Raw genomic sequence first — 26,678 nt, forward strand, 5'->3', positions numbered from 1 at the left:
CGTGGCAATGCGCATGACGCGGACTGCATTGCCGATCACGTCGGCGGGGCGCTTCTGGCCTTTAGGTCCGGTTGGCATCAAATGTTTCCCGCCTTTAGCCGAGCTATGGCTTTTTCTAGGTCGGAAATCGTCTGCTTGTAGTACGCGATTGACTCCGTCGTCAGGTCATTGATCTGACCGGTGGCCGAGACCTCGCCTGTCTCGAATTTTCCGGCTTCCATCCAATCCACGCCTTCACGCATGCTCTTGATGGTGTCTTGGTGCCTAGCAATCATATCATCGCGCCACGTCATAGAAATCTCCATGCTTTCCGCTAAGCATATAGGAGACCGGCGCAGATCGCGACAGGGGCGACGTCAAATTTCAAACTGAGACACTACCCCCCAAACTGGGTGACGGACGCCGCGCGGAGAATATGATAGAATTCGACAACACTCATTGGAGAAGCTGGCATAATGCGCGGCGGCGACCATGCGGAACTGAAGGCCTTTGCCACTGTCGTCACGCATGGCGGCTTTGCCCACGCCGCGGAAGGTCTCAGGATTCCGGCATCGACGCTCTGCCAGACGATCCGTCAGCTCGAAGCGCGGCTTGGCCTGCGGCTGCTCAACCGCACCACCCGCAGCCTGTCGCTGACTGGCGCGGCTCGACCCCGCTCGGGCGATTCGTGAAGTCGGCCTGGATCGCCGGCGCAGAATGGTGGCGAGGAAGGCACTGTTTGACCGGACGTCGGAAGATGAATTCGACTGACCCCGCCCGTCGCGCGGAGCCGATCAGCGCCGTTTTCATGCAGGACATCTCTGCTTACACTGGACCGCTGCTTGCCGGCTGGGTGGAGGCCGGAAACCACATCGGCGCGATCGTCGTGCCTGGCTTCCGGCGGCGGCCCACCGGCTTCAGCATCGGCAATTTCCGTCGAAGGCTGAAACGCAAGCTCCTGCTCCGGCGCTATCTTGGTCTCGGCAATGCCCGGGTGAAGCTGATTGAATTCGGCCGGCCTTACGACTGGGGCGAGCTTGACCGGCAACTGTCTGAAGTCACAGCCGATGTGCTGATCTGCCATGCTTTCCCGGCCCTGATCCCCCAAGACCTGCTTGGCCGCTTTCCCAAAGGCGGGCTGAACCTTCACCCGGCGCTGCTGCCCAACTACCGTGGCCCGCACCCTCTCCACCGTCTGGCCGTGGACGGTCAGCATGCTGTCCACGGCGGCGTGACGCTGCACAAGATGTCCGCCGGGTTCGACGACGGCGACATTATCGGGCAGGTTCCTTTTCCGAAGCCGACTGGATGTCGAAACGGAGCCTGGTCGATGGAACGGCGACCGCGATGCGGATGCTGGTGAGTGAGGCGGCGCCGGCCTACTGCAAGGGCACCTTGTCAGGGGCGCCGCAGCCAGCCGGTGACTTCGTCTGGGCGCGGCTCGAGCCGGCCCATTTGATGATTTCGCAGGCCATGTCGATCGAGCATGTCGCGCGGCTGTGGCATGTGCTTGGACTGCTTCCGGGCATCTTTCTTGTCATCGCCGGCCGCAAGGTCAGGCTGGCATTGCAGATCCGCAGGCTGGGTCCTCCGACCGGAGAGGCGCCGGTCAAGCGATGGGGGACGGTGGAGTTCGATCTGGCCGACGGCAGGGTTCTGTATCTCGTCTATGGCCGCCTGCTCAAACGGCTCCTGAAAGTGCGAAGTGTGTTCGCGCACGCTCCAGTCACGGAAACGCGCCCGGTAATGCGACTTTTCGGCAAAGTGGAAAACAAGCCCGGGCAGTGATGGGCGTCTGCCAGGGCTGTAGCCTGCTTGCCGCAATTTCTGTCGGCGGTATCCGGCGGGCCGCCGTCGGCACCTGGCGTAATGCTTTTGGCGGGTTGCGCTGAAAAAACGGCTTTCGCTTCAGCTCGAATGGTGCTTTAACGCGGCCATCCACAGGGGTGCTCCGTACGGTCGGGGCTGAGACGGGGGCGGCAAGCCCACAGACCCTAGAAGCTGATCTGGGTAATACCAGCGGAGCGAGGCGGGCGATGTTTTCAGGCGCACAGATTTCCCTTTATCCCATGGCCGACGATTTCGTCGGTGTCATTCTTGGTGCGCTCGGCGCGCTCGATCCCTACCGCGACAGGCTCAGGATCGAGACCGACGATATCTCGACCTTGCTGGTCGGGCCGCCCGAAGTGCTGTTCCCGGCTCTTCGCGACCTGTTCATGGCGGCGGCGCGCAGTGGCAAGCATTGCGTGCTGTCGGCTGCCATTTCGCGCGGCTGCCCGGGCGAGCCGGACGATCCGATCTGCCGCTCCGATGCGTTTGGCGGACCTGTCGGGCCGCTCGGCCCGCGCAAGGAAGCCGCCATCACCGCGGTGCGCAATGCCGCTGCCACCGGCCAGCCGGCGGCGGCGCAATTCTCGCTCTATGTGATGGGCACCGGCGACCACATGGACGAGATCTATGGCTGCATCGACTTCCTGAAGCAGTCCGGCGTCTATGAGCGCTCCAAGAATTTCTGCACCAAATTGCGCGGCGATGCCGGCGCGATCTTCCTGGCACTGAACGAGGCCTTCTGCCGCTTCGGGCCAGGCGTCGGCCACGTAACCCTCGACGTCACGGTCTCAGCCAACAGCCCCTCCGCTGTCTGAGCCTGCCCGCGTTTGTGCGCGAGCGCCCGTTCAAGGACATCTCCCGTGGTCCCATCGTCGTCCAGCCGCTCGCGTCAACTCGCGGGTCTCTTCGCCAAGGCAGCGCCGGCGGTGATCTCGGTCGGGCTGCTCCTGCTGGCGTGGGAGCTTTGCGCCCGTTATTCCGGCATCAAGCCGACGATACTGCCGGCGCCGTCGCGCATCTTCGCGCAGGCGATGCTCAATCGCGAAGCGCTGGTCGACAATGCCATTCCCACCATCCGCGCCACGCTATTCGGCTTTGCCTGTTCGCTCAGCGCTGCCTTCGCGCTGTCGATGCTGGTCGACTTCTTCCCGCCGCTGCGGCGCGCGCTGTTTCCCGTGTTCGTCATCAGCCAGACCTTGCCGCTGGTCGCCATAGCGCCGCTGGTGGTGCTGTGGTTCGGCTTCGGGCTGATGCCCAAGGTCCTGCTGGTAGCGCTGGTCACCTTCTTTCCGATGCTGGTGGCTCTGGTGCAGGGCTACGAGGCGACTGAGGCCGAGATCGGCCAGGTGCTGCGCGCCATGGGGGCAGGGCGCTGGCGCGTCTTCGTGTTGGCGCGGCTGCCTTCGGCGCTGCCCTATTTCTTCGCCGGCTTGAGGATCTCCATAACCTATGCCGTGGTCGGCGCCATCTTCGCCGAATATGCCGGTGCCGCGAAGGGGCTGGGCATCTACATGCTCAATGCCAAGAACAATTTCCGCCCCGATCTGGTGCTGGCTGCCGTCGGCGTCAGCGCCGCGCTCACGCTTGTCCTGTTTGGACTGGCGGTGCTGCTGCAGCACCTGGCCATGCCCTGGGAACAGGCCGACAGGCAAGGTCAGGGGAAGGGGCCATAGCGATGAGCCGGCTCGAACTGCGGCATGTGTGCAAGGCGTTCGGCGGGCTCGAGGTGCTCGCCGACATTTCGCTTCGCGTCGGCGCCGGTGAATTCGTCTCCATCCTTGGTCCCTCGGGCGCCGGCAAGTCGACGCTGTTCCGGCTCCTGACCGGCGCGCAGCACGGCGACGGGGAGATGTTCTTCGACGGCACGCCGCTCGACAACCACGGCAGGCACTTCGCCTTCATGCCGCAACGCGACGCGCTGATGCCGTGGCGGCGCATCCTCGACAACGTCACGCTGGGGCTCGAAGTGCAAGGCTTCAGGCGAAAGGCGGCGCGGGCGCGTGTCGCGCCGCTCTTTGCCGAGTTCGGTCTTGCCGGCTTCGAGCGGCATTTTCCGGCGCAGCTTTCGGGCGGCATGCGCCAGCGGGCGGCTCTGCTGCGCACCGTTGTGCAGGAGCGCGACATGCTGCTGCTCGACGAGCCGTTCGGCGCGCTCGACGGACTGACCCGCACCGCCATGCAGCGCTGGCTGGAGCAAATGTGGCGCCACCACCGCTGGACTGCGCTGCTGATCACCCACGACGTGCGCGAAGCCGTGTTCCTGTCCGACCGCATCTATGTGCTGTCGGCGCGTCCGGCCCGCATCGCCCGTGAAATCAAGGTGCCGCTGCCGCGCCCGCGCGGCCCTGGTGGCGATGCCGCGCGGCAGGCGAGCGCGCTGGAAGCCGAGATCCTCGACATCATTCTCAATCCCGGGCTCAGCCCGCAACCACCCGAAGGATACGATCATGACTGACTTGACGCGCCGCCAGGCCCTGTTGCTGACCCTTGCCAGCAGTCTTCCGCTTGTTGCCGGAGCGGGTCGGGCTCTGGCGCAATCGGCAGCGGAAAAGGTCACCGTCGCCCTCGACTGGACGGTCAACACCAACCACATCGGGCTGTTCGTCGCCCGCGACAAGGGATTTTACCGGGAGGCCGGCCTCGAGGTCGATATCCTGCCCTACAGCGACACCGGTGCCGGCACGCTCGTCGCCAACCGCATCGCCGATTTCGGCATCAACGGCACCATCAGCCTCTTCACCCAGAAAACCGCCGGGGCCGACTTGAAGGCCGTCTATGCCGTGGTGCAATCCGAAACCGGCCGAGTGGTCTTCAATGCGGCGCGCGGCGAGATCAAAAGCCCGAGGGACCTTGACGGCTTGACCTATGGCGGCTTCGGCAGCGCCTGGGAAAACGCGCTGATAAGCACCATCATCCGCCACGACGGCGGCAAAGGCAATTTCGAGACGGTGACGCTCGGCACCTCGGCCTATGAAGCGCTGGCCAACGGCTCGGTCGATTTCACGCTCGAGGTCGCGACCTGGGAGGGCGTCGAAGCCGAGCTCAAAGGCGTCAAGCAGCGCAGCTTCGTCTATGCCGATTATGGCGTACCCGACGAGCACACGACGCTGATCTCGTCGAGCGAAGCCTATCTCCAGGCCAATCCCAAAGTCGCGGCCGGCTTCGTCCAGGCGACGCGGCGCGGCTACCAGTACGCCGCCGATCATCCCGATGAGGCTGCCGCACTGTTGATCGCGGCCAACAAGGATGCCTTGACCAATCCGGCGCTGATCCGCGCTTCGCTGAAGGCACTGATCGATGGTCACTTCTTGCGCAGCCAAAGTGGCGCCATCGGCACCATGGATCCGGCCAAGATGGAAGCAATCGGCCATTACCTGTTCGCCGCCGGTATTTTACGCGACGCCGATGGCGGCGTTGTCAAGCAACGTCCGGATTTTGCGGGGTATTTCAGCAACGCGTATCTGGGGTAGAGCGGGATTCTTGAACCCGGAAGTCTCATCCAGGAGCACATCGTCAGGCGTCGACGGACGATGACGGCGAGGTGGCCGCAATCGGGACTGGACGAGCTTTGGATCGCGAAGCTGCAAGGCAGGAACGTCCAATCCCGTGCGCCGCATGGATTGCATGAATAGAGGAAGGCAATCCCTGCCTGCCTTCGGTGGCATATATCCGGTTTAATGCCGATCTGATCTTGTCGATTAACTGCCCGGCAATGGTTGCGTGCAAAGGTCGGCCCGAGGGGACATCGGGGTGCTTGCATTGCTTCTGTCAAAAAGTGAAACGCTTTCGCGAGTCAATGAGGACGGAATTTTGTCCGCGGCGCGAAAGCGCGAAATCCTGATCGACCTGCGGGAGGGCTTCTTTCGCGCCTGCGCGCTGGCTTTCGCGGGGCTCTTTGTCTACCGCGGCGTTTATCATTTCGTGCAGGATCCGACCCGACTCAACATCGCGTTGCTGACGATTTCCGAGGTGCTGACCTTCACCTGGCTGCTGCTGTCAAGGCGGCCGGTGACGCGCGACTGGAACCCACTCACCGTGGTCGTCTCCGTAATCGCCAGTTTTGGCGCCGCCTTCATCACCCTTGAGCCGGGCACCAGCATTATCCCGGTCTATGTCGCCGCGCCTCTGCAGTTCCTGGCGTTGTGGTTCGTCATCTGGGGCAAGATCTCGTTGGGGCGTTCCTTTGCCATCCTGCCCGCCAATCGCGGTGTGATGACCGGCGGTGCCTACCGCCTGGTGCGGCACCCGATCTATGCCGGCTACCTTGCTGGCCATATCCTGTTCCTGCTGTCGGCCTTTTCCTTCTACAATTTGGCCGTCTACGCCGTGATCACCTACCTCCAGCTGTATCGCATCCTGCGTGAAGAGGCGCTTCTGGCCGCCTTGCCGGAATACCGCGCTTACATGGATCGCGTGCCCTACAGGCTGTTCTACGGGATCGCCTGACAACAAGGCGGCATGAACGCTGACGCCAGCGCCTGCTGATCGCCCGCCGCTGAGGCCAAGAGCACCGGGATCGGAAGTACAGAAGCAGCCGTCAGGCTTTGACCGCACTCTCCTGGCATCCGGCCGATCGGAAGGCCCGCCACCCCAGGCGGGCTTTCCGCGTGAACGAGGGTTTTTTCCGCCGGTTCCGCTACCGACAGGTTGCGCGGAACGCTAACGCGCTGAAAGCGTTCATTCCCAGCAACATGCGAATGGCGCGATGTTGAGACCGGCGCGTCAGCGCCTACAGGAGCGGGAAAACCCATGAGCTTAGGCACCATACTAATCATCATACTTGTCATCGCACTGCTCGGCGGGTTCAGTGGCCTTGGCGGCGGTCCGTTCTACGGAACCGGATATTACGGCGGCGGTGGGCTTGGACTGGTGCTGCTGATCATCATCGTGCTTGTCGTGCTCGGACGCATCTAGCCGTTCCGCCCGGTCATCACCGGGCTCGCAATCTCGTGACCGCGTCAACACCGCGGCGCACCGGATCGTGATGAGTTCAGGTCGGCTTGTGATCCGGCGGTCCGCAAGAATCTCCTATGGTGATTGCGGTCCACACCCCCGGTGGAAACAAGAGGAAAGGGTCCCACTCCTTGTCCTCCTCCAAGGCCCGCTCCGGTTTTGCCGTGGCGGGCTTTGCTCTTTCGGTCGAGGGAACCGGCTTGCGACAGTACCGTTGAGTTGTGGAAGGCTGACAATGCCCCTGACGCTCCGGACAACGCTCTGCGAAATTCGCGATGATCTTCACGCCCTGCGACGGATGGTGGCGGCTCGCGGTCAAATCGAGACCATCGAGGGAATCGATGCGCTGATTGGGGTGGCGGAGGCAGAGACCATCGAGGCCATCCGCCGTATTGATCGCCCTGCCTGAAAGAAGAGCGTCAACGAGATGACGCGGGGTAATTGCCGGGTCGCTTTCTGGTACGGCACGCCAACTGGTGGAGTAGGGGTGCGCTGAGGCCGGCCCCACGGTTTCAAGCAGCCATCAACCAGATCGGATGTCGGGAGGCAGGCATCTTGGCGGCGATGTCAAGCCGCCCTCGGCACCCGTGAGGTAAACGTCGCCCGGGTCACAGACACGCTTGTGCCGCCGGCGTCGCTTATAACCTCTACCTTGGCCTCCAATTGTTTCACCAGCGCCTCTATGATGGCCGTTCCAAGCCCGGTGGCCGGTATGTCGTTGGCGATCTTGCCAACGCCATTGTCCGAAACCGTCAGTTTCCAGTCGCTGCCAGCGGTCTCGTAGCTCACCTGGATGCGCGCGCCGGATTTCTCCTTGGGGAAAGCATATTTGATGGCGTTGAGAACGAGTTCGGTAACGATCAGTCCCAGGCTGACTGCCCTTTGCGAATCCATCCTGCCGCCCTCGGCCATCACGGTGACCGTGATCGGCTGAGCTTCGCCGACCATCGACGAGGCGAGGCTGCTACACAGTTTCGGAAGATAAGAGCCAACGTCGATCTCGTCGATGCCGGCCGAGGTGTGAAGATGGCGCTGCACTTCGGCCACGGACAGAACCCGTTGATGGGCGTCCTTGAGATGCTCGCGCGTCTCTTCCGACGTGACCGAGCGTGCCTTCAGCAACAGGATGCTGGCAATGATCTGCAGGCTGTTGGCAACCCTGTGCTCCATTTCGCGCAGCAGGACATCTTTCTGGTGGAGCAGATCTTCGGTGCGCTTGAGCAGATCTTCCTTTTCCCGCTCAATGACACGACGGGCGGTTATGTCGTTGAAGGCCAGAAGGATGGTGATGGCTGAACTATGATCGTAAAGCACCTTGCGGGCATTGAGCAGCATGGTGCGGCGGCCGATCCTCGGGAAATCATGCTCGACCTCGAAACCGTCCATGGCGGTTTTCTCGGGAATGATCGTCTCCAGCAAAAGGCGAAGGGCAGGAATATCCCACTGACCGTCACCGAGCGCGTAGAGCAGCGAGCCCTGGGTCTGCTCGGGGTCGACTTCGAATGTCTTGTAGAAGGAGCGGCTGGCCGCCAGCACGCGAAACTGCTCGTCGAGGACGAGAAACGGCTCGGTGATCGTGTTGACGATCGCCTGCGCCAGCGTCTGCGCGTCTTCGATATTCGCGATGGGTTGAAACATGGGCACAAAGCCAAACGAGCGGCGTTTTGCCTCTCAAAGCATGGACGTATACGTTTACGCGCCCGTTGTCGCGAATTGAATCCGCCTGGCACGGTGATACGATATCCACATCGCGCTGAAAATAGGCGGGCACTTGGCCCGCCTATAGTGCGCCGCCCAGCCAGTACCGGCGATATTTCCGGGCCTGGCCGTCGCCATCGAGCGCGGGCCAGCGTCCTGGCGCCAAGCCTTTATTCCATGTCCGGTACGTCGCCGCTGACAAACAGCGTGTTCGGCGGGCCGTATTCGCCCATCGTCGGGTCGGCCTCGCGGCTCCAGGCGATGACGCCGGCATGTTTTGCCGCCAGGGCCCTGGCGGTGCGTATGGCGCGGTCCTCGCTCTGCTGGTCGACAGGGCCGAAGGCCGGAAACAATTCGCCATCCTCGCCACGATCGAACGCGACCACGACGATCAGCTTGGGACTTTTCTGGCCATTGGAATCGGACATCTTGCACCTTCCTTCCGGAACCTATCACAATAGCGGAAATCAGGTCGGCTGGTTCGATTTCGGGAGGTGAGGTGGTGGCAGGACCAGCGTTTCGACGAGCAGGTCAGGACTGCGCTCGGCCGCTCGGGGAACGCCAGCCTTGGCGCCGCTCTTCCTGCAACGATGAAAATCTGCGAAGGCAGAGACGATGGCTGATCTCCCCGCTTGCGGGGGAGATGCCCGGCAGGGCAGAGGGGGCTGTCCCGCCATAAGGTCGGATAGAGGACGGAGCTGCGATGACCCTGGAACTCACTGCACGCGACCGATCCATGCTCGACGGCGAGCAGGGCCCCTCGGCCGCTGCCGCCATGAAGATTCTCGTCGCGTTTTCCAATGCGGTCGGGGCAGCCAGCCTGCTCGATATTTCCGGCGCCCATATCGATGGCTGTCTTTACCACGGCAAGGCCGGGCTCGATTTCGTCGAACGGTTGGTCGAGGGCGGGGGCCGTGTCCAGGTGCCGACGACCTTGAATGTCGGCTCCTTCGATCTCATTCATCCCGGCATGGTGAAGATGCCGGCGGCGGAAGAGCTGCCGGCGCGGCGGCTGATGAAGGCGCATATGGAGCTCGGCTGCCAGGCAACCTTCACTTGCGCGCCTTACCAGACGCGGTTCCGGCCAAGCTTCGGCCAGCAGATCGCCTGGGGTGAATCCAACGCTATCGTTTTCGCCAATTCGGTGATCGGCGCGCGCACCAACCGCTATGGCGATTTCATCGATCTGTGCTGCGCCATGACCGGACGCGCCCCGGCCTGGGGCCTGCATTTGAGCGATAGCCGTCGCGGGCGGATCTTGTTCGAGCTGGCTGTTCCCGAACCGGAGCCGAGTGACAGCCTATTCGTCGGCGTCGGGCTGATCATCGGGCAGGCCAGTGGTGATCGCATTCCGGTGATCTCAGGCCTGCCTCGGCCGCGCGACGAGGATCAGCTGAAGGCGCTGGGCGCGGCGGCGGCAACGACCGGTGCGGTGGCCCTGTTTCATGCGGTTGGCATCACGCCGGAAGCCAGGACGCTCGACGAGGCGTTTCAAGGCTGCGCGCCGGAAGAGACGACCCGCATCACGCGTGCCGATCTCGACCATGCGCTCGCCAGGCTGTCTGGAGTGCCTGACGGCGCGCCGCTGGCGGCCGTATCGCTCGGCACCCCGCATTTCTCGCATCAGGAATGGATGCGCCTGTTGCCGATGCTGCGCGCAGTCGCGCCGGGCAGGGGCATCCCGATCTATGTCAACACCGGGCGAGCGACGCTGAAGCGGCTGCAGGAGGAGGGCGCGCTGGCCGGCATGGAAGCATTCGGCCTCATCCCCGTCGCCGACACCTGCACCTATGTCACTTCGATCCTCGAACGTCTCGACGGGGTGGTGATGACCAATTCCGGCAAATGGGCACATTACGCGCCCGGCAATATCGGCGTGTCGGTCGCCTTCGCCGAAATGAAGGATTGCATCCGCTCCGCGGCAGTCGGACATGTCGAACGGAGCGCCTCATGACGCAGCCGGCGGCGGTCGAACGGACCGGTATTTTCCAACTGGCCGGCGAGGCCGAGGGCCAAGCGCTGGTGTTTTCGCAGCCGCTCAGCTTCTGGGGCGGCATCGATGCTGAGACCGGCGACGTCATCGATCATTCGCATCCAGGTCTTGGCCAGAATGTCGCCGGCAAAATCCTGGTCATGCCGAGTGGGCGCGGCTCGTCGTCGTCGTCCTCTGTTCTGGCCGAAGCGATCCGCAGGGGCACCGCGCCGGCAGGCATCCTGATGGAACGGCCCGACTCGATCCTGGCCGTGGGCGCGATCGTCGCCGAGTTTCTCTACACCATTCGCATGCCGCTGGTGGTTGGCGACATTGCCGGAATTGTTTCCGGCAACAGCATTGCCATCACTGTTGAGGCGGATGGCCGAGCGACCGTCAGGGTTCAACCGGAAACCGTGCCGCTCAGATCTCCGGAATGTTCTCCTTGAAGATCACCTGCAGCCTTGGCTGGTGCAATTCATAGGGCAGCCCCCTGACCGCATGGGTCAAGGTGTTGAGCGCCTCACGCGCCTCGACGCGCGGGTTCTGGTCGATGACCGCGTCGAGTGTGCCGTCGAGCAGAAGGTCCTTGGTGCCTTCAGTCACCTCATGGCCGAGGAAGACGATGGACTGCGCGCGGCCGCGCTCCTTGAGTGCGCGGGCGATGCCGGTGTTGCCGGCGCCGACATTGTAGATCGCGGCAAGATCTGGGTGCCGTTCCAGAAGGGCTGACGCTTCCGAATAGGCCTTTTCGCGGTCGTCGAGCATTTCGCGCATCTCGACGATCTGCAGATTGGGCGATTCCTCGGTCAGGATATGGCGGAACCCCATCTCGCGTTCTTCGTGGCCGCGATAGGAAAGCGAGCCGGCGAACAGCGCCACCTTGCCCGGGCGCCCCGTGCCCATGAAGCGGTTGAGCAGATAGCCGGCGAGGCGGCCGGCGGCGCGGTTGTCGATGCCGATATAGGCGACCCTCGGCACATGCAGGATGTCGGAGGCGATGGTCACCACCTTGATGTCGTCGGCCGACAACGAGCGGATTGCCTCGCGCACCGTTGGATGGTCGAGCGCAATGACGCCGACGCCTTGCGTCTGTCCGCGCAGGTCTTGCAGCAAACGGGCGAGCCGGTCGGGATTGAAGCCCTCTATGGTGGCGATGTGCACATCGAGATCGGGCCGTGACTGCGCCTGCGCCTCGATCTGGCGGTGCAGCATCTTGATGAAGGAATTGGTGCCGGCGGGCAGCGCGAAATCGAGCCGGATGATGTCGCCTGGCAAGGGCCGCTGCGGCGCCCCGTTCGGGCTCTCGGCGATGTAGCCAAGCCGCTGCGCCATTTCGAGCACGATCTCGCGCGTGCGCGCCCGAACGCCGGGGCGGTTGTTGAGCACACGGTCGACCGTGGCGGGCGAGACGCCAGCTTCCCGGGCTATGTCAGTCAGGGTGGACCGCACCGTCTTTCATCTCCTGCATGCGTCAGGTCGTCTGGCGACGGCTTCCGTGCCATCCGCGATTCTGATGGGAAATGATGTATCCGGCCTTGGCCGATGTGCAAGCCGCAGGGCTAAATCAATTCGTTCAACAGGAATGAGCGGGGTTTGAAAGGGGAGTTTCCCATCAAATCGAGGCATCAGCAGTGGTGTGTAAACCACGGTACGGTACATTTCCTCGCCTTCCTGCAATGTTGTGATGTCTTTTGATTATTTATGATGTTGACAGCCTTGCCGTGCTGCCGTCAATATCCCTCATAGGGTCGTGGAGGAAACGTGGCCCTGAGGGAGGAGTTCCAATGTCCAATTTGATCCGCATGTCGCGGCGCCGCTTGTTGGCGTCCGGAGGAAAGGCGGCCGTCATCATGGCTGCCGCAGGCATTGCACCGAAATTCATTCGTCCCAGCCGCGCCTATGCGGCGGACGCGCTGGCGCCTGGCATGATCGGCGGCCCGACGGGCTTCGACGGAGCCGAGCGCTACCAGTACGGCGCCGACACACCGGAAGGCCGCGCCATCGAGGCCGCCAAGGCGTTGAAGGGCGCCGGCAAGGCGCCGGCAAAGATCGTGCTCGGTCTTTCGGACGGTTCGATCGGCCAGCTGACGCAACCGTTTCCGGCCGGTGCGCCGTCGATCAAGGATCTGTGGGAAAAGGAGACCGGCATCCCGATCGAAATCGTCGGTCTGCCGAACGGCCAGGAATTCACCAAGACGATGCAGGACATCTCCACCAAGGGTGGGGCCTACGACATCTACTCGACCGAATGGAACCGCCTCGGCGATCTTGCCGAGACCGGCGGCATCGCCAAGCTCGACGACTTTGTCGCGCAATACAAGCCGGAATGGGACGATCCCAAGACCGGCTATGTCGACGGAGCCAAGGGCGTGTCGCTGCTCAACAAATATCGCGGCTCGAACTATGGCGTGTCGCTCGACGGCGACTTCCAGACCTGGGTCTACCGCACCGACCTGTTCGGCGACGAAGCCGAGAAGAAGGCCTTCAAGGACAAATACGGCTACGATCTGGCGCCACCGAAGACATGGAAGCAGCATGGCGACATCGCGGCCTTCTTCCAGCGCCCGGACAAGGGCCTGTTCGGCTCGACCGACCTGCGCAACCAGGGCTGGGGCTACACCAACTGGTATCAGCGCTACGTCTCCATGGCTTCGCCCAACCAGTTCCTGTTTGGCGATGACGGCAAGCCGCTGATCAATTCGGAGCACGGCATCGCCGCGACCGACGAATATGTCGCGTCGCTTTCGCACCATTCGCCGGACGCGATCTCGTGGGGTTGGCCGGAGCAGTATGGCAATTTCGCCAAGGGCGGGGCGGCGATGACCTGCGCCTTCTCCAACCTGCCGAAATTCCTCGACAATGCGGGCAACAAGGATTCGGCTGTCACCGGCAAGATCGGCTCGATGCTGCCGCCCGGCCGCGAGATCGACGGCAAGCTGATCAGCCGTTCCGTGCTGTGGTTCTCGCTGACCGGCATGGTCTCGGCGCAGTCGAAGAACCAGGAGGTCGCCTATCTCCTGCTGCAATGGCTGGGCTCCGCCCGCATATACGCCTGGATGAGCGCCAACCCGGGCGGCTATCTCGATCCATTCCGGCTTTCGGATTTTTCCGATCCGCTGGTGCGCCAGACCTACCACGCCTACCACATGGACGTGGTGCGCGAGACGGTCGCTCGCACGGTGCCGACCATCAACTACCCCGGCGCGACCGCCTTCCACAACGCGCTGGACGAAAACCTCATGGCCTCGCTGACCAAGGCCAAGACAGCAGAGCAGGCGATGGCCGACACTGAAGCCGAGTGGAAGAAGATCGCCCGGCGTATTGGCGAGGACAAACTGCTCGAAGCCATCAGGACCAACAAGGAGGCCTGGCCGACCGTTCTCGATCCGATCAGCTGATCCGTCTCCCTGGATCAGAGCCGGAGGGGAGGAGCACCTGCTCTTCCCCTCCGCAACCGACGCCACCAGCAAAAGCAGCCAGATGAAGCGTTCCGTCCCCTTCGAGATATTCCGCTACGCCGCGATCCTCGCGGCGATGGCGGTAACGCTGGTGCCGATCCTGTGGATGGTGTCGATGGCCTTCAAGCCGATCGCCGAATGGTCGGCGACAGGCGCCGACCTGACATGGTGGCCGAAGAACCCGACGCTCAGCAATTTCCGCTTCGTCTTCGGCGAATCGACCAACAACCTGATCGTCGCGCTCGACCGCACGGCGCTGAAGCCGATCCTCTCATCGCTGCTGTCGGCGGTGTTCGGCACGGCGATCGCCATGTCGGCTGGCACGGCCGCGGCTTACGGGCTGTCGCGCTTCGGCTCCGGCCAGAACCTGCCGCTGGCGCTTATCCAGCTCAGGCTGTTTCCGCCGATGGCGGTGATGATCCCGGTGATGATCATGTGGTCGTTCCTCAATTTCACCGACAGCTGGTGGGGACTGTCGCTCATCTACGGCATCGTCACCTTGCCGTTCGCCTTCTGGCTGATGAAGACCTTCTTCGATGACATGCCGCGTGAGATCGAGGAGGCGGCCCTTGTCGAGGGCTGTTCGCGGCTGCGCGTCTTCACCCGCATCACGCTGCCGATGATGCGCGCGCCGCTGGCCAGCGCCGCGCTCTTCGTCTTCATCCTCAACTGGTCGGACTATCTGATCGCGCTGCTGTTGACGACGCGCGAATGGGTGACGATCCCCGTCTACATGGCCTCGCTGTCGTCCTCGATGACCGGGCAGCTCTATGGCGCCAAGGCGGCGCTCGGCCTGATCGCCGCCGTGCCGCCAGTCATCATGGGCATCGCCATCCAGCGCCATCTGGTGCGCGGACTGACTTTCGGGGCGCTCAAGCAATGAGCGCGGTGACTGGGACGATTTCGGAGGACGCCCCCACTTTGGAAGACGATGGGAAAACCGTCCAGGCAAGACCGGCTCCGCGCGACGAGGCCGCAAGGCTCGGCTTTCGCCTGACGCTGCCGGCGCAGGTCCTGGTCCTGTTCATCTCGGCCTTTCCGCTGTTGATGCAGCTCTACATCAGCGTCACCGACTTGTCGCCGCTGTCGGGCCTCGGCTGGTGGAACGCCTGGTCGCTGTGGAACAGCTTTGCCAACTACACCGACCTTGCCGCCGACGCGCGCTTCTGGAGCGCGCTGAAGCGCACGGCCATCGTCATGATCGTCTGCGTGCCGGCGGAATTCCTGCTCGGCCTGGCGCTGGCGACGCTGTTTGCAGACGATTTTCCGGGCAAGCGCATCTTTTACTCGATCCTGCTGATGCCGATGATGGTAGTGCCGGCGGTGGCCGGATACATGTTCTTCATGCTGTTCCAGTCGGGCGGTCCGGTGAATGACATCCTGTCGTCGCTCACCGGTTCTCCCGTCACCATCGCCTGGCTATCGGATCCGACGCTGGCGCTGATCGCCGTCATGGTCGCCGACATCTGGCAGTGGACACCGCTGATGTTCCTCATCCTGCTTGCCGGCCTGGTCGGCGTGCCGGAGGATCAGATCAAGGCGGCGACGCTGCTCGGCGCCAATCCCTGGCAACGCTTCGTCACCATCGTGCTGCCGAAGATGAAGACAATCATCATCATCGCGCTGGCGATCCGGGTGATCGAGAACTTCAAGATATTCGACACGCTCTACATCATGACCGGCGGCGGCCCCGGCGTCGCCACCGAGACCATCTCCGTCTACATCTACAAGCTCACCACGCAGGACCTGATCTGGGGCTACGTGGCGGCGATCGCGCTGGCCATTCTGATCGTGCTGTCCATCGTCGCCGTGTTCGCGATGAAGCGCATGGCGCGGGCAAGGCAGGTGCCGGCATGAGCGCGATCCACCTGCAGAACCTGGTCAAGAAATTCGGCGACTTCACCGCGCTGAAGACGATGGACCTCGCCATCGCCGACGGCGAGTTCATGGCGTTGCTCGGGCCGTCGGGCTGCGGCAAGTCGACGACGATGAACATGATCGCCGGCATGGAGGAGCCGACCGGCGGCAGGATCCTGTTCGGCGAACGGGACATGGCCGGCGTGCCGATGGGGCGGCGCGGTGTCGGCTTCGTTTTCCAGAACTATGCCATCTTCACCCATATGACGGTGCGCCAGAACCTCGCCTACGGACCGAGGATGCGGGGCGCGGCGAAGGCCGAGATCGACCGCCGTGTTGGCGCCATCGCCGAAATGCTGCAGTTGACACCGCTGCTCGACCGCAAGGCCGACCGGCTGTCGGTCAATATCTTGCAGCGCGTGGCGATCGGCCGCTCGGCGATCATGGAGCCGGCGATCTTCCTGCTCGATGAACCGCTTTCCAATGTCGATGCCGCCTTCCGGGCTGTCATGCGGACCGAGCTGAAACAGTTGCAGCGCCAGTTCCGCCAGACCATGGTCTATGTCACCCACGACCAGCTCGAGGCGATGACCATGGCCGACCGCATCGCGGTCATGGACCATGGCGTGCTGCAACAGGTCGGCACGCCGCTCGAGGTCTACAACGATCCGGCTAATGTCTTCGTCGCGCGCTTCATCGGCGCACCCGGCATGAATCTTCTCAAGGGCAGGCCGGCGGAGAGCGACCGGGGGCTGATCGTCGATCTCGGGCCCCTGGGCATCACGCCGCTGCTGCCGGGCGAGTTGGCGGCCGCACTGCGTGGCGCGCGCGGCGACGTGCTTTACGGATTTCGGCCGGAACAGGCCTTGCTGGTGCCAGATGGGCAGGGCCTGGCCATGCGGGTCAGCTTCGTCGAACGGATCGGTGCACGCACCATCGTTCATCTCGGCCAGGGCGAGGCTGCCGTGAAGACGGTGTTCGACAATGATGTCGGACTGGCGATCGGTGACGTCGCCGTCGTCGCCCCCGCCGCGTCGTCGGTGCGTATCTTCGACGCCGCTACCGGCCTTGCGATGAAGGCGGGTTGAGACATGGCTGACATCGTCTTTCGCAATGTGACCAAGCGCTACGGGGGCACGCTCGCCGTCGACGATGCCTCGTTCACCGTCAACGACAACGAGTTTTTCTGCTTCTTCGGGCCGCCGCTGTCGGGCAAGTCGACAATCCTTCGCCTGGTGCTCGGGCTGGAGACGCCGGACTCTGGAGACATCCTGATCGGCGGCAAGCTGGTCAACACGTTGTCGCCGGCCGGGCGCAACGTCGCGATGGTGTTCCAGAATCTGGCGCTGTTCCCGCATATGAGCGCACTCGACAATGTGCGCTTCCCCCTGGTCGAACGCGGGGTCGCCGAGGCCGAGATCGGAACGCGGGTCGCCGACGTGGCGGCGAAGCTGCATATCGGCCATATCCTGCACAAGCCGCCGGCGCAGCTTTCGGGTGGCGAGCGCCAGCGCGTGGCGATCGCGCGTGCCCTGGTGCGCGATCCCAATGCGTATCTGATGGACGATCCGATCTCGGCGCTTGACGCCAGGCTGCGCGAGGAGACGCGGGTCGAGCTGAAGCGCATCCAGCGCGAGCTCGGCAAGACGCTGATCTATGTCACGCATGACCAGGAAGAGGCGATGTCGGTCGCCGACCGCATCGCCATCCTGGAGCATGGCAGGATCAGGCAGATCGGCGCGCCGGCCGAAATCTACGACCGCCCGGCCAGCACCTATGTGGCGCGGCTGCTCGGCTCGCCGATGATGAACATCCTGAAATCGGCGCGCGGCGAGGGCGGCGTCGAGGCTGCCGAAGGCACGATCCGCATTGCCGACAAGACGGCTCCCGCCGATGCCGTCGAGATCGGGCTCAGGCCGGAGGATATAAAGGTCAGACCGTGGGTGGACGGGGGCAGGGCGGACGGGGCGTCAAGCCGCCCGGCTCGGGTGTTCGAGGTCGAGCCGCTCGGCGGCTACACCGTGGTGACGCTCGAAGCCGGGCAGGCGCGGCTGAAGGCACTGTTGCGCGGCCAGCCCGACATCAGGCCCGATGCGATGGTGGCGATATCCTGCGAGCCGGCCAGAGTGCATTATTTCGGACAGAGCGGGGGAGCGCTGGCACGATGATTGCTGCCGCGAGGAAAGACTTTCGGGAGGATAACATGGCAGGCAAAGGCTTCGAGCCGGACGTGACGGTCCGCACAAAGGAATACAGGATCGGCTGCGTCGGCGCCGGCATGATCATGGCCGAGTGCCATCTCGCCGCTTACAGGCAAGCCGGATTCCCGGTGGTGGCGATCGCCTCGCGGACCAAGGCCAATGCCGAGAAGGTGGCGACGCGCTGGGGCATTCCGACGGTCCACGACAGGCCGGAGCAGCTGATCGAGGACACCAATGTCGAGATCATCGACCTTGCCTTTCCGCCCGACCAGCAGCCGGCGCTGATCCGCCATGCGCTGAAGCAGAAGCACATCAAGGCGATCCTGGCGCAAAAGCCATTGGCGCTGTCGGTCGAGGAAGCGGTCAAGTTGCGTGACGAGGCGGCGAAGGCCGGCAAGATCCTGTCCGTCAACCAGAACATGCGCTACGACCAGTCGATGCGCGTGCTGAAGCAGATCATCGACAGCGGCGCGCTCGGCGACATTGTCTTCGCGCAGATCGACATGCACGCCATCCCGCACTGGCAGCCCTTCCTCGAGGATTACGACCGGCTGACGCTCGCCAATATGAGCGTGCATCACCTCGATGTGCTGCGCTTCCTGTTCGGCGACCCGGATGAAATCACGACGCTGACGCGCAAGGATCCGCGCACGAAATTCGACCATTCCGACGGCATCACCGTCTCGACGCTGCGATTCCCGTCTGGCGTGCTCGCCGTGTCGCTGGAGGATGTGTGGTCCGGGCCGCGCCAGGACGGCTACAATGACGACCAGCACATCAACTGGCGCGTCGACGGCACCAAGGGCGTCGCCAAGGGCACGATCGGCTGGCCGACAGGCTCCGCGTCGACGCTGACCTACGCTTCGACCGAGACCACCGACGGCAAATGGATGACGCCCAGCTGGGACACGATGTGGTTCCCGCATGCCTTCATTGGCGTGATGGAGCAGCTCCAGCACGCGGTGAAGACCGGCACGCCGCCGGCGCTGTCGGTCGCCGACAACGTCAAGACCATGGCGCTTGTGGAGGCGGGTTACCGCTCGATCGACGAGGGCCGAACGGTCAGGCTTTCCGAAATCGCCATCTGATCACCGCAGCTGAAACACCAGACAACTGAATCGCTTACAGGGAGGAATTCACACCATGATGCAGGCAGGTATTTTCACGGGCTATTTCCCGTACGGTCTCGAAGAGACGGCGAAGAAGATCCGCGGGCTCGGTTTCAACACAGTGCAGCTCGACCTGCACTTCAGGGATGTCGACCTGTCGGCCGGCCAGATCACCAGGGACAAGGCGAAGAAGGTGCGCGACGTCTTCCGCGATAACAACCTGCCAATCTGCTGCGTGTCGGGCTACACCAACATCATTCACCCCGACAAGACCGAGCGCGACAAGCGCGTCGGCTACTTGAAGGAGATCATCCGCAACGCCCGCCATTTCGGCTCGCCTTACGTGATCTCGGAAACCGGCACGTACAACACCGAATCAGACTGGGTGCATCACCCCAAGAACAAGACCGAGGAAGGATTCGAGGAATGCCGCAAGGTGATCGCCGACCTCGCCCAGACAGCCTATGATCACGGCGCGGTGTTCCTGCTCGAGACCTATGTCAACAACGTCGTCGGCTCGGTCGAAGAGACGGTGAAGATGTTCGCGCAGGTCGACCATCCCGGCCTCGGCCTGCTGATGGACCCGACCAACTATTTCGAGACGCACAACATCGACCGCATGGATCAGATCCTGAACCAGGTGTTCGACACGCTGACCGACAAGATCAGGATCGCCCACGCCAAGGACGTCAAGCGCTCGGGCAGCGACAAATCGGAGAAGCATGCCGATATCGGGGACGAGGACGCACTGGAAAGCCACACCTTCCGCGGTGTCGGCGAGATCGAGCTGCCGGCGCCTGGCCTCGGCTCGCTGAACTACGACCTCTATCTTCAGCGGCTGGCGCAGAAGCATCCGAACATCCCGGTCATCATCGAGCATCTGTCGGAAGACGACGTGCCGCGCGCCAAGAAGTTCCTCGACGGGAAGTTCCGCGCCAACGGCCTGTGATGATCGGTTGCGGTGCCGGTTGAAGGGACGACAGTGACGTGAATGAAGCGGCCGTGACATGGTAGAACTCTACGGCAAGACGCTTTCGCGCCGGCAGGTCCGGGAACGCTCGGGCATGCTGTCGCAATTCGCCGGCGTGCGGCTGATGACACTGAGTGACGGGGTGGAGCGCGGCATCCGCATGCTCGAGTTCCGTACCGGCTCCGGCCTGCGCTTCACCGCGCTGGTCGACCGGGCGCTGGATGTCGCCGACTGCGACTACAAGGGCCAGGCGATCGGCTGGCATTCGCCGAGCGGCTTTCGCCATCCGGGCCTGCACGACTATGAAGGGGAAGGGGGGCTGGCCTGGGCACGCTCCTTTTCCGGCCTGCTTGTCACCTGCGGCCTCGACCACATACTGGGCCGGGAAGAAGTGCCGGCCGATAGCTACACCTATCCGGGCAGGAAGACGGTGATCCATTCTCTACATGGCCGCGTCGGCACCATTCCCGCACGGCTGACCGGCTATGGCGAGACCTGGGACGGCGACCACTGCGTGCTGTGGGCCGAAGGCATCGTTCAGCAGTCGGCCGTGTTCGGCGAAGACCTGCATCTCATCCGCCGTATCGAGGCCGATATCGGCGGCAACGAGATCCGGCTCTTCGACCGTGTCGTCAATCACGGCTTCAGCCGCACGCCGCATATGTATTTCTATCACGTCAATGTCAGCCATCCCCTGCTCGACGAGGGTTCGCGCTATCTGGCGCCGATCCGGGACGTTGTCTGGGCCGGCCATGATGGCGAGTGTTACCGGGCGCAAAAGGTCGGGTACCGCACCGCGCCGGCACCGCAGCTGGGTTTCAGCGAACAGGTCTGGCAGCATGAGATGACGGCCGATGCCAATGGGGAGGTGCCGGTCGCGCTGGTCAACGATCGCATCGGCCTTGGCTTCGAAGTGGTGACGCGCAAGGAACAACTGCCTTGCGCCTATCAGTGGCAGAATTTCCAGGCGGGGCAGTATGCGCTGGGCATCGAACCTTCGACGCATCATGTGCTGGGCAATCTCGCCGCGCGCGAACGCGACGAGATGATCTGGCTGGAGCATGGCGAGGGCCGCTCCTATGATGCGGTGTTCCGCGTTCTCGACGGCGCGAGCGAAATCGCCGCCTGCGAGCGGCGGATCGCGGCGATCGCGACGCAGCCGCAAGAGGATTACCCGGCGCCGTCCGGCAATTTTCCGACCTTGAGGAGCAGGCCGTGATGTCGATGACGAGCCCATGCCGCGGCGAATGGCAGGTTGTGGATCAGCCTGCCCGATCTACTGTCCGGAGGCCATGATGACGGCTGGCAAGACGAAGCGCGACTACAGCCTGGTCGGTGAAAGCACGCGGATCGCGATCGAGACCGGGCTGGCCTCGGCGGAATGGTATCACACCGATGTCCCGCGCAAGGCGATGAAGGAGCTGATGCAGCGCTCCGACGGCCCGGCGATCCGCGACACGCTGATCTGGATCGTTGCCATATTGGCTTCCGCCGCCGGAATCGTCTGGTTCTGGGGCACGTGGTGGGTCGTGCCGTTCCTGTTCGTCTACGGCGTGCTCTACGGTTCCTCGAGCGACTCGCGCTGGCACGAATGCAGCCACGGCACCGCTTTCCGCACACGCTGGATGAACGACGTGGTCTACCAGATCGCCAGCTTCATGCTGATGCGCAATCCCGTGCAATGGCGCTGGAGCCATGCCCGCCACCACACCGATACGATCATCGTCGGCCGCGACGCCGAGATCGCCGTCATGCGCCCGCCAGACCTCTTGAAGGCGGCGTTGGCCTTCACTGGCATCCTCGATTTCCGCTATTCACTGCCGATTCTGGTGCGCCAGGCGTTCGGCAGACTGTCGGACGACGAGAAGAGCTATATTCCCGAGATGGAGCAGGGCAAGGCGGTTGTCGCGGCCCGTTGGCACATCGCCATCTACATCGCAACGATTGCGCTGGCGCTCTACACGCGCTCGTGGCTGCCGCTGGTGCTGATTGGCCTGCCACGCCTTTACGGCACCTGGCACATGGTGACGACCGGCCTGCTGCAGCATATCGGACTCGCCGACAATGTCGTCGACCACCGGCTCAACACGCGCACCGTCTACATGAACCCGATCAGCCGGTTCATCTACTGGAACATGAACTATCATGTAGAGCACCACATGTTCCCGATGGTGCCATATCACGCGCTGCCCAGGCTGCACGAACTGATCAAGCACGATCTGCCGCGGCCCAACCCGTCGATGTGGCATGCCTATCGCGAGGTCTGGCCGGTCCTGCTCAGGCAGCTGAAATACGAGGACTATTACCTCAAGCGCGAATTGCCGCCGACGGCCAGGCCCTATCGTGGCGAATTCCACAAGGTCGATATGTCGGCGGCCGCCGAGTAGTTTGAAGGGCCGCACAGGCTGGACCACGAGGAGACGTAAATGACCGACTGGGTAGAGGCGTGCGCCGTGAGCGACGTCGACGAGGAGGACGTCATCCGCTTCGACCATGGCGGACGAACCTTTGCCATCTATCGCAGCCCGGATGACGAGTTCTTCGCCACCGACGGGTACTGCACGCATGAGAAGGCGCATCTGGCCGACGGCCTGGTGATGGACGACATCATCGAATGCCCCAAGCACAATGGCCGCTTCAACTACAAGACAGGTGCCGCCAAGGGCGCGCCGGTCTGCGTCAACCTCAAGACCTATCCAGTGAAGATCGAAGCTGGCAAGGTCATGGTTGAGATCTAGAGCATGATCCCGAAAAGCGGGAACCAGTTTTCGGGAGCGATCACGCTCAAACAACACCTGCGGCCGCAGCCCAATCAACAAGAGGAACCATGCCGATGAGCCGAAAGAGACCGACCGTCGCGGACCTACGCGCCATGAAGGGCAAGCGCCAGCTGACCATGCTGCGCGTGCTGACGATGGACGAGGCGGAGGCCGCCGAGCGGGCAGGGGTCGACATCGTCTCGGTGCCGCCCGAACTGGTGCTGAACCCGCAATACCGCGATGCGGCGCCCAGCCTGTTCACCATGCCGGGCGAGAACTTTTTCGAGATCGGCACATCAGACGATTTCGTGCGCTGGGCATTCCGGCTCTACAAGGCCAGCGCCGACGCGGTCTATTGCAGCGCCGGCTACGCCACCATCAAGCGGATGGCGGACGACGCCATCCCGGTCATCGGCCATGTCGGGCTGATCCCGTCGCGCGCCACCTGGACAGGCGGCTTCAAGGCGGTCGGCAAGACCGCCGCCGCCGCCATGCAGGTCTTCGAGGCGGTCAAGCAACTGGAGGCCGCCGGCGCCATCGGCGCCGAGATCGAAGTGGTGCCGGTCGAGGTGGCGAAAGCGATCTCGGAGCGCACCTCGCTGATCATGCTGTCGATGGGAGCGGGCACCGGCTGCGACGCGCAATATCTGTTCGCCGACGACATTCTTGGTCAGAATCGAGGCCACATGCCTCGCCACTCGAAGGTCTATCGCAACTTCGCGGCCGAATACGACCGGCTGCAAGCGGAGCGGGTGGCGGCATTCTCCGAATATGTCGCCGACGTCAACAGCGGCGCCTATCCCGAGGACAGGCACGTCGTGCACATGGACCCAACCGAGCTACACCTGTTTCTGGACAAGGTCGGCCGGGGCTAGGGCCGGCGGCCAGTTCCCTCCGGCAAGCGCGGCATGCAGCGCTTCGGCGTCGATGCCGAGCGGCCGGTCCTCCTTGAGCGCCGGGACGAGCGCACGTATCGCTGTGTGGACAGCGGCGGTGCGCGGTGCCAGTGTCAACCGTTCACGAAGGTCGACCGCCTGCGCGGCGGCCATCAGCTCGAAGGCGATCAGCCGCCGCCACAGCACGATCATCCCTGCGCATTTGGCAACCGCCAGCGGGGTCTGCGCTGCGTGGTCCTCGACGCCTTCCGACACGGCCAAGAAATCGAGCATCACCGGATTGGCCTTGTGGCGGATGGCGGCGAGGACCGATGTCGCCGTCTTCTGCAATGGCACGAAGCCGGCCGAGGCGCCGCCGACCGGCGACAGATACTTCGGCAGGCCGTTGCGGCCCGACCCGGTGAGCTGGATGAAGCGGGCGGCAGTTGCTGCGGCACATTGAGCGATCGCCAGGCCGAGCGTCTCGAAGGCGAGCGACAGCGCGGCGGTGTGGAAATTGCCGGTCGACAGCACCATTTCGTCGTCGCTTAGCACCAGCGGGTTGTCGGCGGCGGCATTGAGCTCGATCTCAACGGCTTGTCTCGCCTGACCGATCGCCTCGATCAACCCGCCATGGATCGACGGCATGCAGCGGATCGACAGCGGATCTTGCAAGGTGGTCGGCGCCGGCACCTCGTCGCGGGCCAGCAGATCGTGAAGGACCTTGGCGGCTTCCTGCTGGCCGGCCGCCGGACGCGCCATATGCAGCCGCGGATCGAGGATGGTGCGGTTGGCACCGATGCCTTCCATCGTCAGTGCGCCGGCCTGCTGCTGCTGGGCAAGGGCGGACAGCGCATCCGTCACCGCAAGCGCGCCGCTGCCGGCGGACACCGAGGAAGCGTTGATCAGCGACAGCCCGTCCTTGGGCGCCAGTGTGACCGGGGCGAGGCGGGCCATCATCAGCGCCTTGGCCGCCGGCATGCGCCGGCCCTGATAGTCGGCTTCGCCTTCGCCGATCAGCAGGCGGGCGAGCGTCGTCATCAGCACCAGGTCGCCGGCGCCGATCGAGCCAAGCGACGGCATCACCGGATGAACGCCGGCATTGAGCGCGTTGACCAGGGCGACAAACACGGCAGGCGAAAGGCCGGAGCCGCCGACGGAAAGCATCGCTACCCGGGCAAACATGGTTGCCCGCACGGTCTCGACCGGCAACGCCTCGCCGACCGCGCCGCTGCGTCCTTCAAGCAACTGGCGCTGGAAGGCGCCGGCATCGCCCTCTACTGAAGTGCCGAGATTGGCGCCAAGCCCGGTGTTTAGGCCATAGATCTGCTGGCCGGACGCGGCAACCTGGTCGAGCACTTTTCGCGCCTTCTCCAGTCTGCCGATGACATCGGGCGCGATTTCCACCTTGCGCGCCGCACGCGCGACGGCGGCCACATCGTCAACGCTGACCCTGGCTCCGGTGAGGACGAGCGCGCTCATGCGAAGCGCAGCCTCTGGCCGATGCCTTGCGCCTGCGCCTTGGCCAGCATCGCCTTGCCGAGCGCGATGTCGGACAGCGACAGGCCGCGATGCCAGAACAGGATCGTCTCGCCGTCGCTTTCACGGCCGGCCCTGAGACCGGCGGCGATCTGGCCGAGTTCGGCATGGAGCGTCTTCTCGCTCAGCCGTCCGGTCTCGACATGGGCGCGCAGCGAGCCGAACTTGCCGCCCTTGCACTGGCCCCAGTCGTCGACGACCATCTTCTGCATGATGTCGGTCAGCGACAGTTCCACCGCGCTCATAGTGCCATAGGGCACGACCAGCGCGCCGGGCTTGATCCATTCGGTCTTCAACAATGGTTGTGGTTCCGGCAGCCGCGAGGCCTCGACGACGATATCGGCGCCCTCGATACAACTCTTCCAGTCGGCCACCGCGGTCACCGTCTTGCCGAGATCGGCAGACAGCTTGGCGGCAAAACCGTCGCGGCTTTCCGGGCGGCGCGAATGGACCCGGATCTCGTCGAAATCAAAGAGATGGTCGAGCAGCCGCACGTTCCAGTAGGCGGTGCCGCGCGCACCGATATGGGCCAGCACCTTCGAATTCTTGCGCGCCAGATGTTTGGCGCCGATGGCGGTGACGGCGCCGGTGCGCATGTCGGTGATGACGGTGGCGTCGAGGATGGCGCGCGGCATGCCGGTGCGCGGATCGAACAGATTGAGGATGCCGAATTCCGAAGGCAGCCCATGCAGGTAGTTGTCGACATAGTCGCCGACGATCTTGACGCCGGCCGTGTCGAGCGGCGCGACGTAGCCGCGCAAGACATTGAAATGACCGTGGAAGGATGGATCCGGTTCGAGATGGACGCGCGGCTCGATCACCGTCTGGCCCTTGCCTTGCGCCACCAGGCCAGCCTCGACGGCGGCAATGATTTCACCATCGCTCATGGCAAGCGCATCGATGTCGAGGGCATTGAGGTAGTCGATATGGATGGGCTTCATTTCGCGCGCACACTTTCCTCGGTCGCCCCGCTCATCCCATAGCAGGCCGCGCCGTGACACGAAAGTTTGTTGCGCCGTCTCTGGACGCGGCCTCGTTGCGATCGCGCTGTTCACGCTGGCCTCGTTCGCCTGCGGCTTCTCGCAGAACCTGACCGAGTTCAGGGACCGGACGGCGCTCGACCTCATCGATTTTCGAATCGCGTTCCTGGTGATCGGCGCCATCGGGCTGGTGGCGTCGTTCCGATTCCTCGCGCTGCCGCAAGGTGCGGGCGCCGAGGTTTCCGGCCACGCATCCGGGAATTGAAATCGGATTTTTCCGCCGTATGCGGAGATAAATTCCGCCTTGTCCTTTCGCCTTGAAGCGGCACTTTCGCGAGCCGCCGCAATGGCGCAATCAGTTGCCAAAAATGCAGGAGTTTCCGGGCATTGCGCCAGTTTTGGCAATCGATGCGTCCACTCGATGAATATCGCCGTGGACGGGGCTTGCGAGCGCGGATTCATTTGACGAACCGGCGCTCAGCCGATTAGCTTTTG

The 26,678-nt window shown here is 63.5% G+C and carries 30 protein-coding genes and 1 riboswitch; of the genes, 24 read left to right on the top strand and 6 right to left on the bottom strand.

Annotated elements, in window-relative coordinates; translation table 11 throughout:
- Positions 1–77 precede the first annotated feature (77 nt).
- Complete coding sequence (locus OOJ09_RS22245; RefSeq protein ID WP_269907256.1) at positions 78–293, bottom strand: hypothetical protein; 216 nt, start codon at positions 291–293, stop codon at positions 78–80.
- Positions 294–455: 162 nt separating this feature from the next.
- Here OOJ09_RS22245 and OOJ09_RS22250 point away from each other — a divergent pair, with 162 nt between their 5' ends.
- The 10 genes from OOJ09_RS22250 (at position 456) to OOJ09_RS22295 (ending at position 7,171) form a co-directional block, all read left to right on the top strand.
- Positions 456–671, top strand: coding sequence for a helix-turn-helix domain-containing protein (locus OOJ09_RS22250; protein ID WP_269907257.1), 216 nt, complete (start codon positions 456–458; stop codon positions 669–671).
- 65 nt (positions 672–736) lie between these two features.
- Positions 737–1,342 (top strand): formyltransferase family protein, encoded by a 606-nt coding sequence (locus OOJ09_RS22255; protein WP_269907258.1) that lies wholly within the window; start codon positions 737–739, stop codon positions 1,340–1,342.
- Entirely contained in the window at positions 1,327–1,767 is a 441-nt protein-coding gene (locus OOJ09_RS22260) for a hypothetical protein (protein ID WP_269907259.1), read from the top strand. Before OOJ09_RS22255 ends, OOJ09_RS22260 begins: the two co-directional genes overlap by 16 nt.
- 144 nt (positions 1,768–1,911) lie before the next feature.
- A riboswitch (TPP riboswitch) is annotated at positions 1,912–2,025 on the top strand.
- Entirely contained in the window at positions 2,016–2,624 is a 609-nt protein-coding gene (locus OOJ09_RS22265; protein WP_269907260.1) for a YkoF family thiamine/hydroxymethylpyrimidine-binding protein, read from the top strand. It overlaps the preceding riboswitch by 10 nt.
- 45 nt (positions 2,625–2,669) lie before the next feature.
- The gene (locus tag OOJ09_RS22270; RefSeq protein WP_269907261.1) at positions 2,670–3,482 is read left to right on the top strand and encodes an ABC transporter permease; all 813 of its coding nucleotides are present in this window, start codon (positions 2,670–2,672) and stop codon (positions 3,480–3,482) included.
- A 2-nt stretch (positions 3,483–3,484) separates the two neighbouring features.
- Positions 3,485–4,264, top strand: a complete 780-nt coding sequence (locus OOJ09_RS22275) for an ABC transporter ATP-binding protein (protein WP_269907262.1) — start codon at positions 3,485–3,487, stop codon at positions 4,262–4,264.
- Positions 4,257–5,279, top strand: a complete 1,023-nt coding sequence (locus OOJ09_RS22280) for an ABC transporter substrate-binding protein (RefSeq protein WP_269907263.1) — start codon at positions 4,257–4,259, stop codon at positions 5,277–5,279. The genes OOJ09_RS22275 and OOJ09_RS22280 overlap by 8 nt, the downstream gene beginning before the upstream one ends.
- A 340-nt stretch (positions 5,280–5,619) precedes the next feature.
- Positions 5,620–6,255 (top strand): methyltransferase family protein, encoded by a 636-nt coding sequence (locus tag OOJ09_RS22285; RefSeq protein ID WP_269907264.1) that lies wholly within the window; start codon positions 5,620–5,622, stop codon positions 6,253–6,255.
- Positions 6,256–6,558: 303 nt separating this feature from the next.
- A complete protein-coding gene (locus OOJ09_RS22290) occupies positions 6,559–6,723 on the top strand; it encodes a DUF3309 family protein (protein WP_064988046.1) in 165 nt (54 codons plus the stop codon).
- A 274-nt stretch (positions 6,724–6,997) separates the two neighbouring features.
- Positions 6,998–7,171 (top strand): hypothetical protein, encoded by a 174-nt coding sequence (locus OOJ09_RS22295; protein ID WP_269907265.1) that lies wholly within the window; start codon positions 6,998–7,000, stop codon positions 7,169–7,171.
- A gap of 158 nt (positions 7,172–7,329) precedes the next feature.
- On the opposite strand, the gene OOJ09_RS22300 is transcribed toward OOJ09_RS22295, so the two are convergent.
- Together OOJ09_RS22300 and OOJ09_RS22305 are read right to left on the bottom strand one after the other, a co-directional pair.
- Positions 7,330–8,400, bottom strand: coding sequence for a sensor histidine kinase (locus tag OOJ09_RS22300; RefSeq protein ID WP_269907266.1), 1,071 nt, complete (start codon positions 8,398–8,400; stop codon positions 7,330–7,332).
- Between the two features lie 230 nt (positions 8,401–8,630).
- On the bottom strand, positions 8,631–8,888 hold the full coding sequence (locus OOJ09_RS22305) for a hypothetical protein (RefSeq protein ID WP_269907267.1): 258 nt from the start codon (positions 8,886–8,888) through the stop codon (positions 8,631–8,633).
- 275 nt (positions 8,889–9,163) lie between these two features.
- Here OOJ09_RS22305 and OOJ09_RS22310 point away from each other — a divergent pair, with 275 nt between their 5' ends.
- Together OOJ09_RS22310 and OOJ09_RS22315 are read left to right on the top strand one after the other, a co-directional pair.
- Complete coding sequence (locus tag OOJ09_RS22310; RefSeq protein WP_269907268.1) at positions 9,164–10,414, top strand: aconitase X; 1,251 nt, start codon at positions 9,164–9,166, stop codon at positions 10,412–10,414.
- Complete coding sequence (locus tag OOJ09_RS22315; protein WP_269907269.1) at positions 10,411–10,881, top strand: aconitase X swivel domain-containing protein; 471 nt, start codon at positions 10,411–10,413, stop codon at positions 10,879–10,881. The genes OOJ09_RS22310 and OOJ09_RS22315 overlap by 4 nt, the downstream gene beginning before the upstream one ends.
- Here OOJ09_RS22315 and OOJ09_RS22320 read toward each other — a convergent pair.
- On the bottom strand, positions 10,856–11,884 hold the full coding sequence (locus OOJ09_RS22320; RefSeq protein WP_269907270.1) for a LacI family DNA-binding transcriptional regulator: 1,029 nt from the start codon (positions 11,882–11,884) through the stop codon (positions 10,856–10,858). The genes OOJ09_RS22315 and OOJ09_RS22320 overlap by 26 nt on opposite strands.
- A gap of 335 nt (positions 11,885–12,219) precedes the next feature.
- Between OOJ09_RS22320 and OOJ09_RS22325 the strand changes: the two genes are divergently transcribed.
- The 11 genes from OOJ09_RS22325 (at position 12,220) to OOJ09_RS22375 (ending at position 23,664) form a co-directional block, all read left to right on the top strand.
- Positions 12,220–13,833: an extracellular solute-binding protein gene (locus OOJ09_RS22325; RefSeq protein WP_269907271.1), complete on the top strand. Its 1,614-nt coding sequence runs from the start codon at positions 12,220–12,222 to the stop codon at positions 13,831–13,833.
- A gap of 82 nt (positions 13,834–13,915) precedes the next feature.
- The gene (locus tag OOJ09_RS22330; protein ID WP_256753554.1) at positions 13,916–14,776 is read left to right on the top strand and encodes a carbohydrate ABC transporter permease; all 861 of its coding nucleotides are present in this window, start codon (positions 13,916–13,918) and stop codon (positions 14,774–14,776) included.
- On the top strand, positions 14,773–15,750 hold the full coding sequence (locus tag OOJ09_RS22335) for a carbohydrate ABC transporter permease (RefSeq protein ID WP_269907272.1): 978 nt from the start codon (positions 14,773–14,775) through the stop codon (positions 15,748–15,750). Before OOJ09_RS22330 ends, OOJ09_RS22335 begins: the two co-directional genes overlap by 4 nt.
- A complete protein-coding gene (locus OOJ09_RS22340; RefSeq protein ID WP_269907273.1) occupies positions 15,747–16,838 on the top strand; it encodes an ABC transporter ATP-binding protein in 1,092 nt (363 codons plus the stop codon). Before OOJ09_RS22335 ends, OOJ09_RS22340 begins: the two co-directional genes overlap by 4 nt.
- A gap of 3 nt (positions 16,839–16,841) precedes the next feature.
- Positions 16,842–17,918 carry an ABC transporter ATP-binding protein gene (locus OOJ09_RS22345; protein WP_269907274.1) on the top strand — a complete coding sequence of 359 codons (1,077 nt, stop codon included), beginning with the start codon at positions 16,842–16,844 and terminating at the stop codon, positions 17,916–17,918.
- A gap of 35 nt (positions 17,919–17,953) precedes the next feature.
- Positions 17,954–19,039 (top strand): Gfo/Idh/MocA family protein, encoded by a 1,086-nt coding sequence (locus tag OOJ09_RS22350; protein ID WP_269907275.1) that lies wholly within the window; start codon positions 17,954–17,956, stop codon positions 19,037–19,039.
- A 55-nt stretch (positions 19,040–19,094) separates the two neighbouring features.
- A complete protein-coding gene (locus tag OOJ09_RS22355) occupies positions 19,095–20,009 on the top strand; it encodes a sugar phosphate isomerase/epimerase family protein (protein WP_269907276.1) in 915 nt (304 codons plus the stop codon).
- 58 nt (positions 20,010–20,067) lie between these two features.
- On the top strand, positions 20,068–21,249 hold the full coding sequence (locus tag OOJ09_RS22360) for an aldose 1-epimerase family protein (RefSeq protein WP_269907277.1): 1,182 nt from the start codon (positions 20,068–20,070) through the stop codon (positions 21,247–21,249).
- A 73-nt stretch (positions 21,250–21,322) separates the two neighbouring features.
- The gene (locus OOJ09_RS22365; protein ID WP_269907278.1) at positions 21,323–22,417 is read left to right on the top strand and encodes a fatty acid desaturase family protein; all 1,095 of its coding nucleotides are present in this window, start codon (positions 21,323–21,325) and stop codon (positions 22,415–22,417) included.
- A gap of 39 nt (positions 22,418–22,456) precedes the next feature.
- Positions 22,457–22,768, top strand: a complete 312-nt coding sequence (locus OOJ09_RS22370; RefSeq protein WP_269907279.1) for a MocE family 2Fe-2S type ferredoxin — start codon at positions 22,457–22,459, stop codon at positions 22,766–22,768.
- A gap of 95 nt (positions 22,769–22,863) precedes the next feature.
- Positions 22,864–23,664: a 3-methyl-2-oxobutanoate hydroxymethyltransferase gene (locus tag OOJ09_RS22375; protein ID WP_269907280.1), complete on the top strand. Its 801-nt coding sequence runs from the start codon at positions 22,864–22,866 to the stop codon at positions 23,662–23,664.
- On the opposite strand, the gene OOJ09_RS22380 is transcribed toward OOJ09_RS22375, so the two are convergent.
- Entirely contained in the window at positions 23,629–25,146 is a 1,518-nt protein-coding gene (locus OOJ09_RS22380; protein WP_269907281.1) for an HAL/PAL/TAL family ammonia-lyase, read from the bottom strand. The two genes, OOJ09_RS22375 and OOJ09_RS22380, sit on opposite strands and share 36 nt — an antisense overlap.
- Positions 25,143–26,144 carry an ornithine cyclodeaminase family protein gene (locus tag OOJ09_RS22385; RefSeq protein WP_269907282.1) on the bottom strand — a complete coding sequence of 334 codons (1,002 nt, stop codon included), beginning with the start codon at positions 26,142–26,144 and terminating at the stop codon, positions 25,143–25,145. Before OOJ09_RS22385 ends, OOJ09_RS22380 begins: the two co-directional genes overlap by 4 nt.
- On the opposite strand from OOJ09_RS22385, the gene OOJ09_RS22390 reads away from it, so the two are divergent.
- Complete coding sequence (locus OOJ09_RS22390) at positions 26,134–26,448, top strand: hypothetical protein (RefSeq protein ID WP_269907283.1); 315 nt, start codon at positions 26,134–26,136, stop codon at positions 26,446–26,448. The genes OOJ09_RS22385 and OOJ09_RS22390 overlap by 11 nt on opposite strands.
- Positions 26,449–26,678: the final 230 nt, after the last annotated feature.

It is taken from the genome of Mesorhizobium qingshengii (genome assembly GCF_027563465.1).
GTDB classification, from domain to species: domain Bacteria; phylum Pseudomonadota; class Alphaproteobacteria; order Rhizobiales; family Rhizobiaceae; genus Mesorhizobium; species Mesorhizobium qingshengii_A.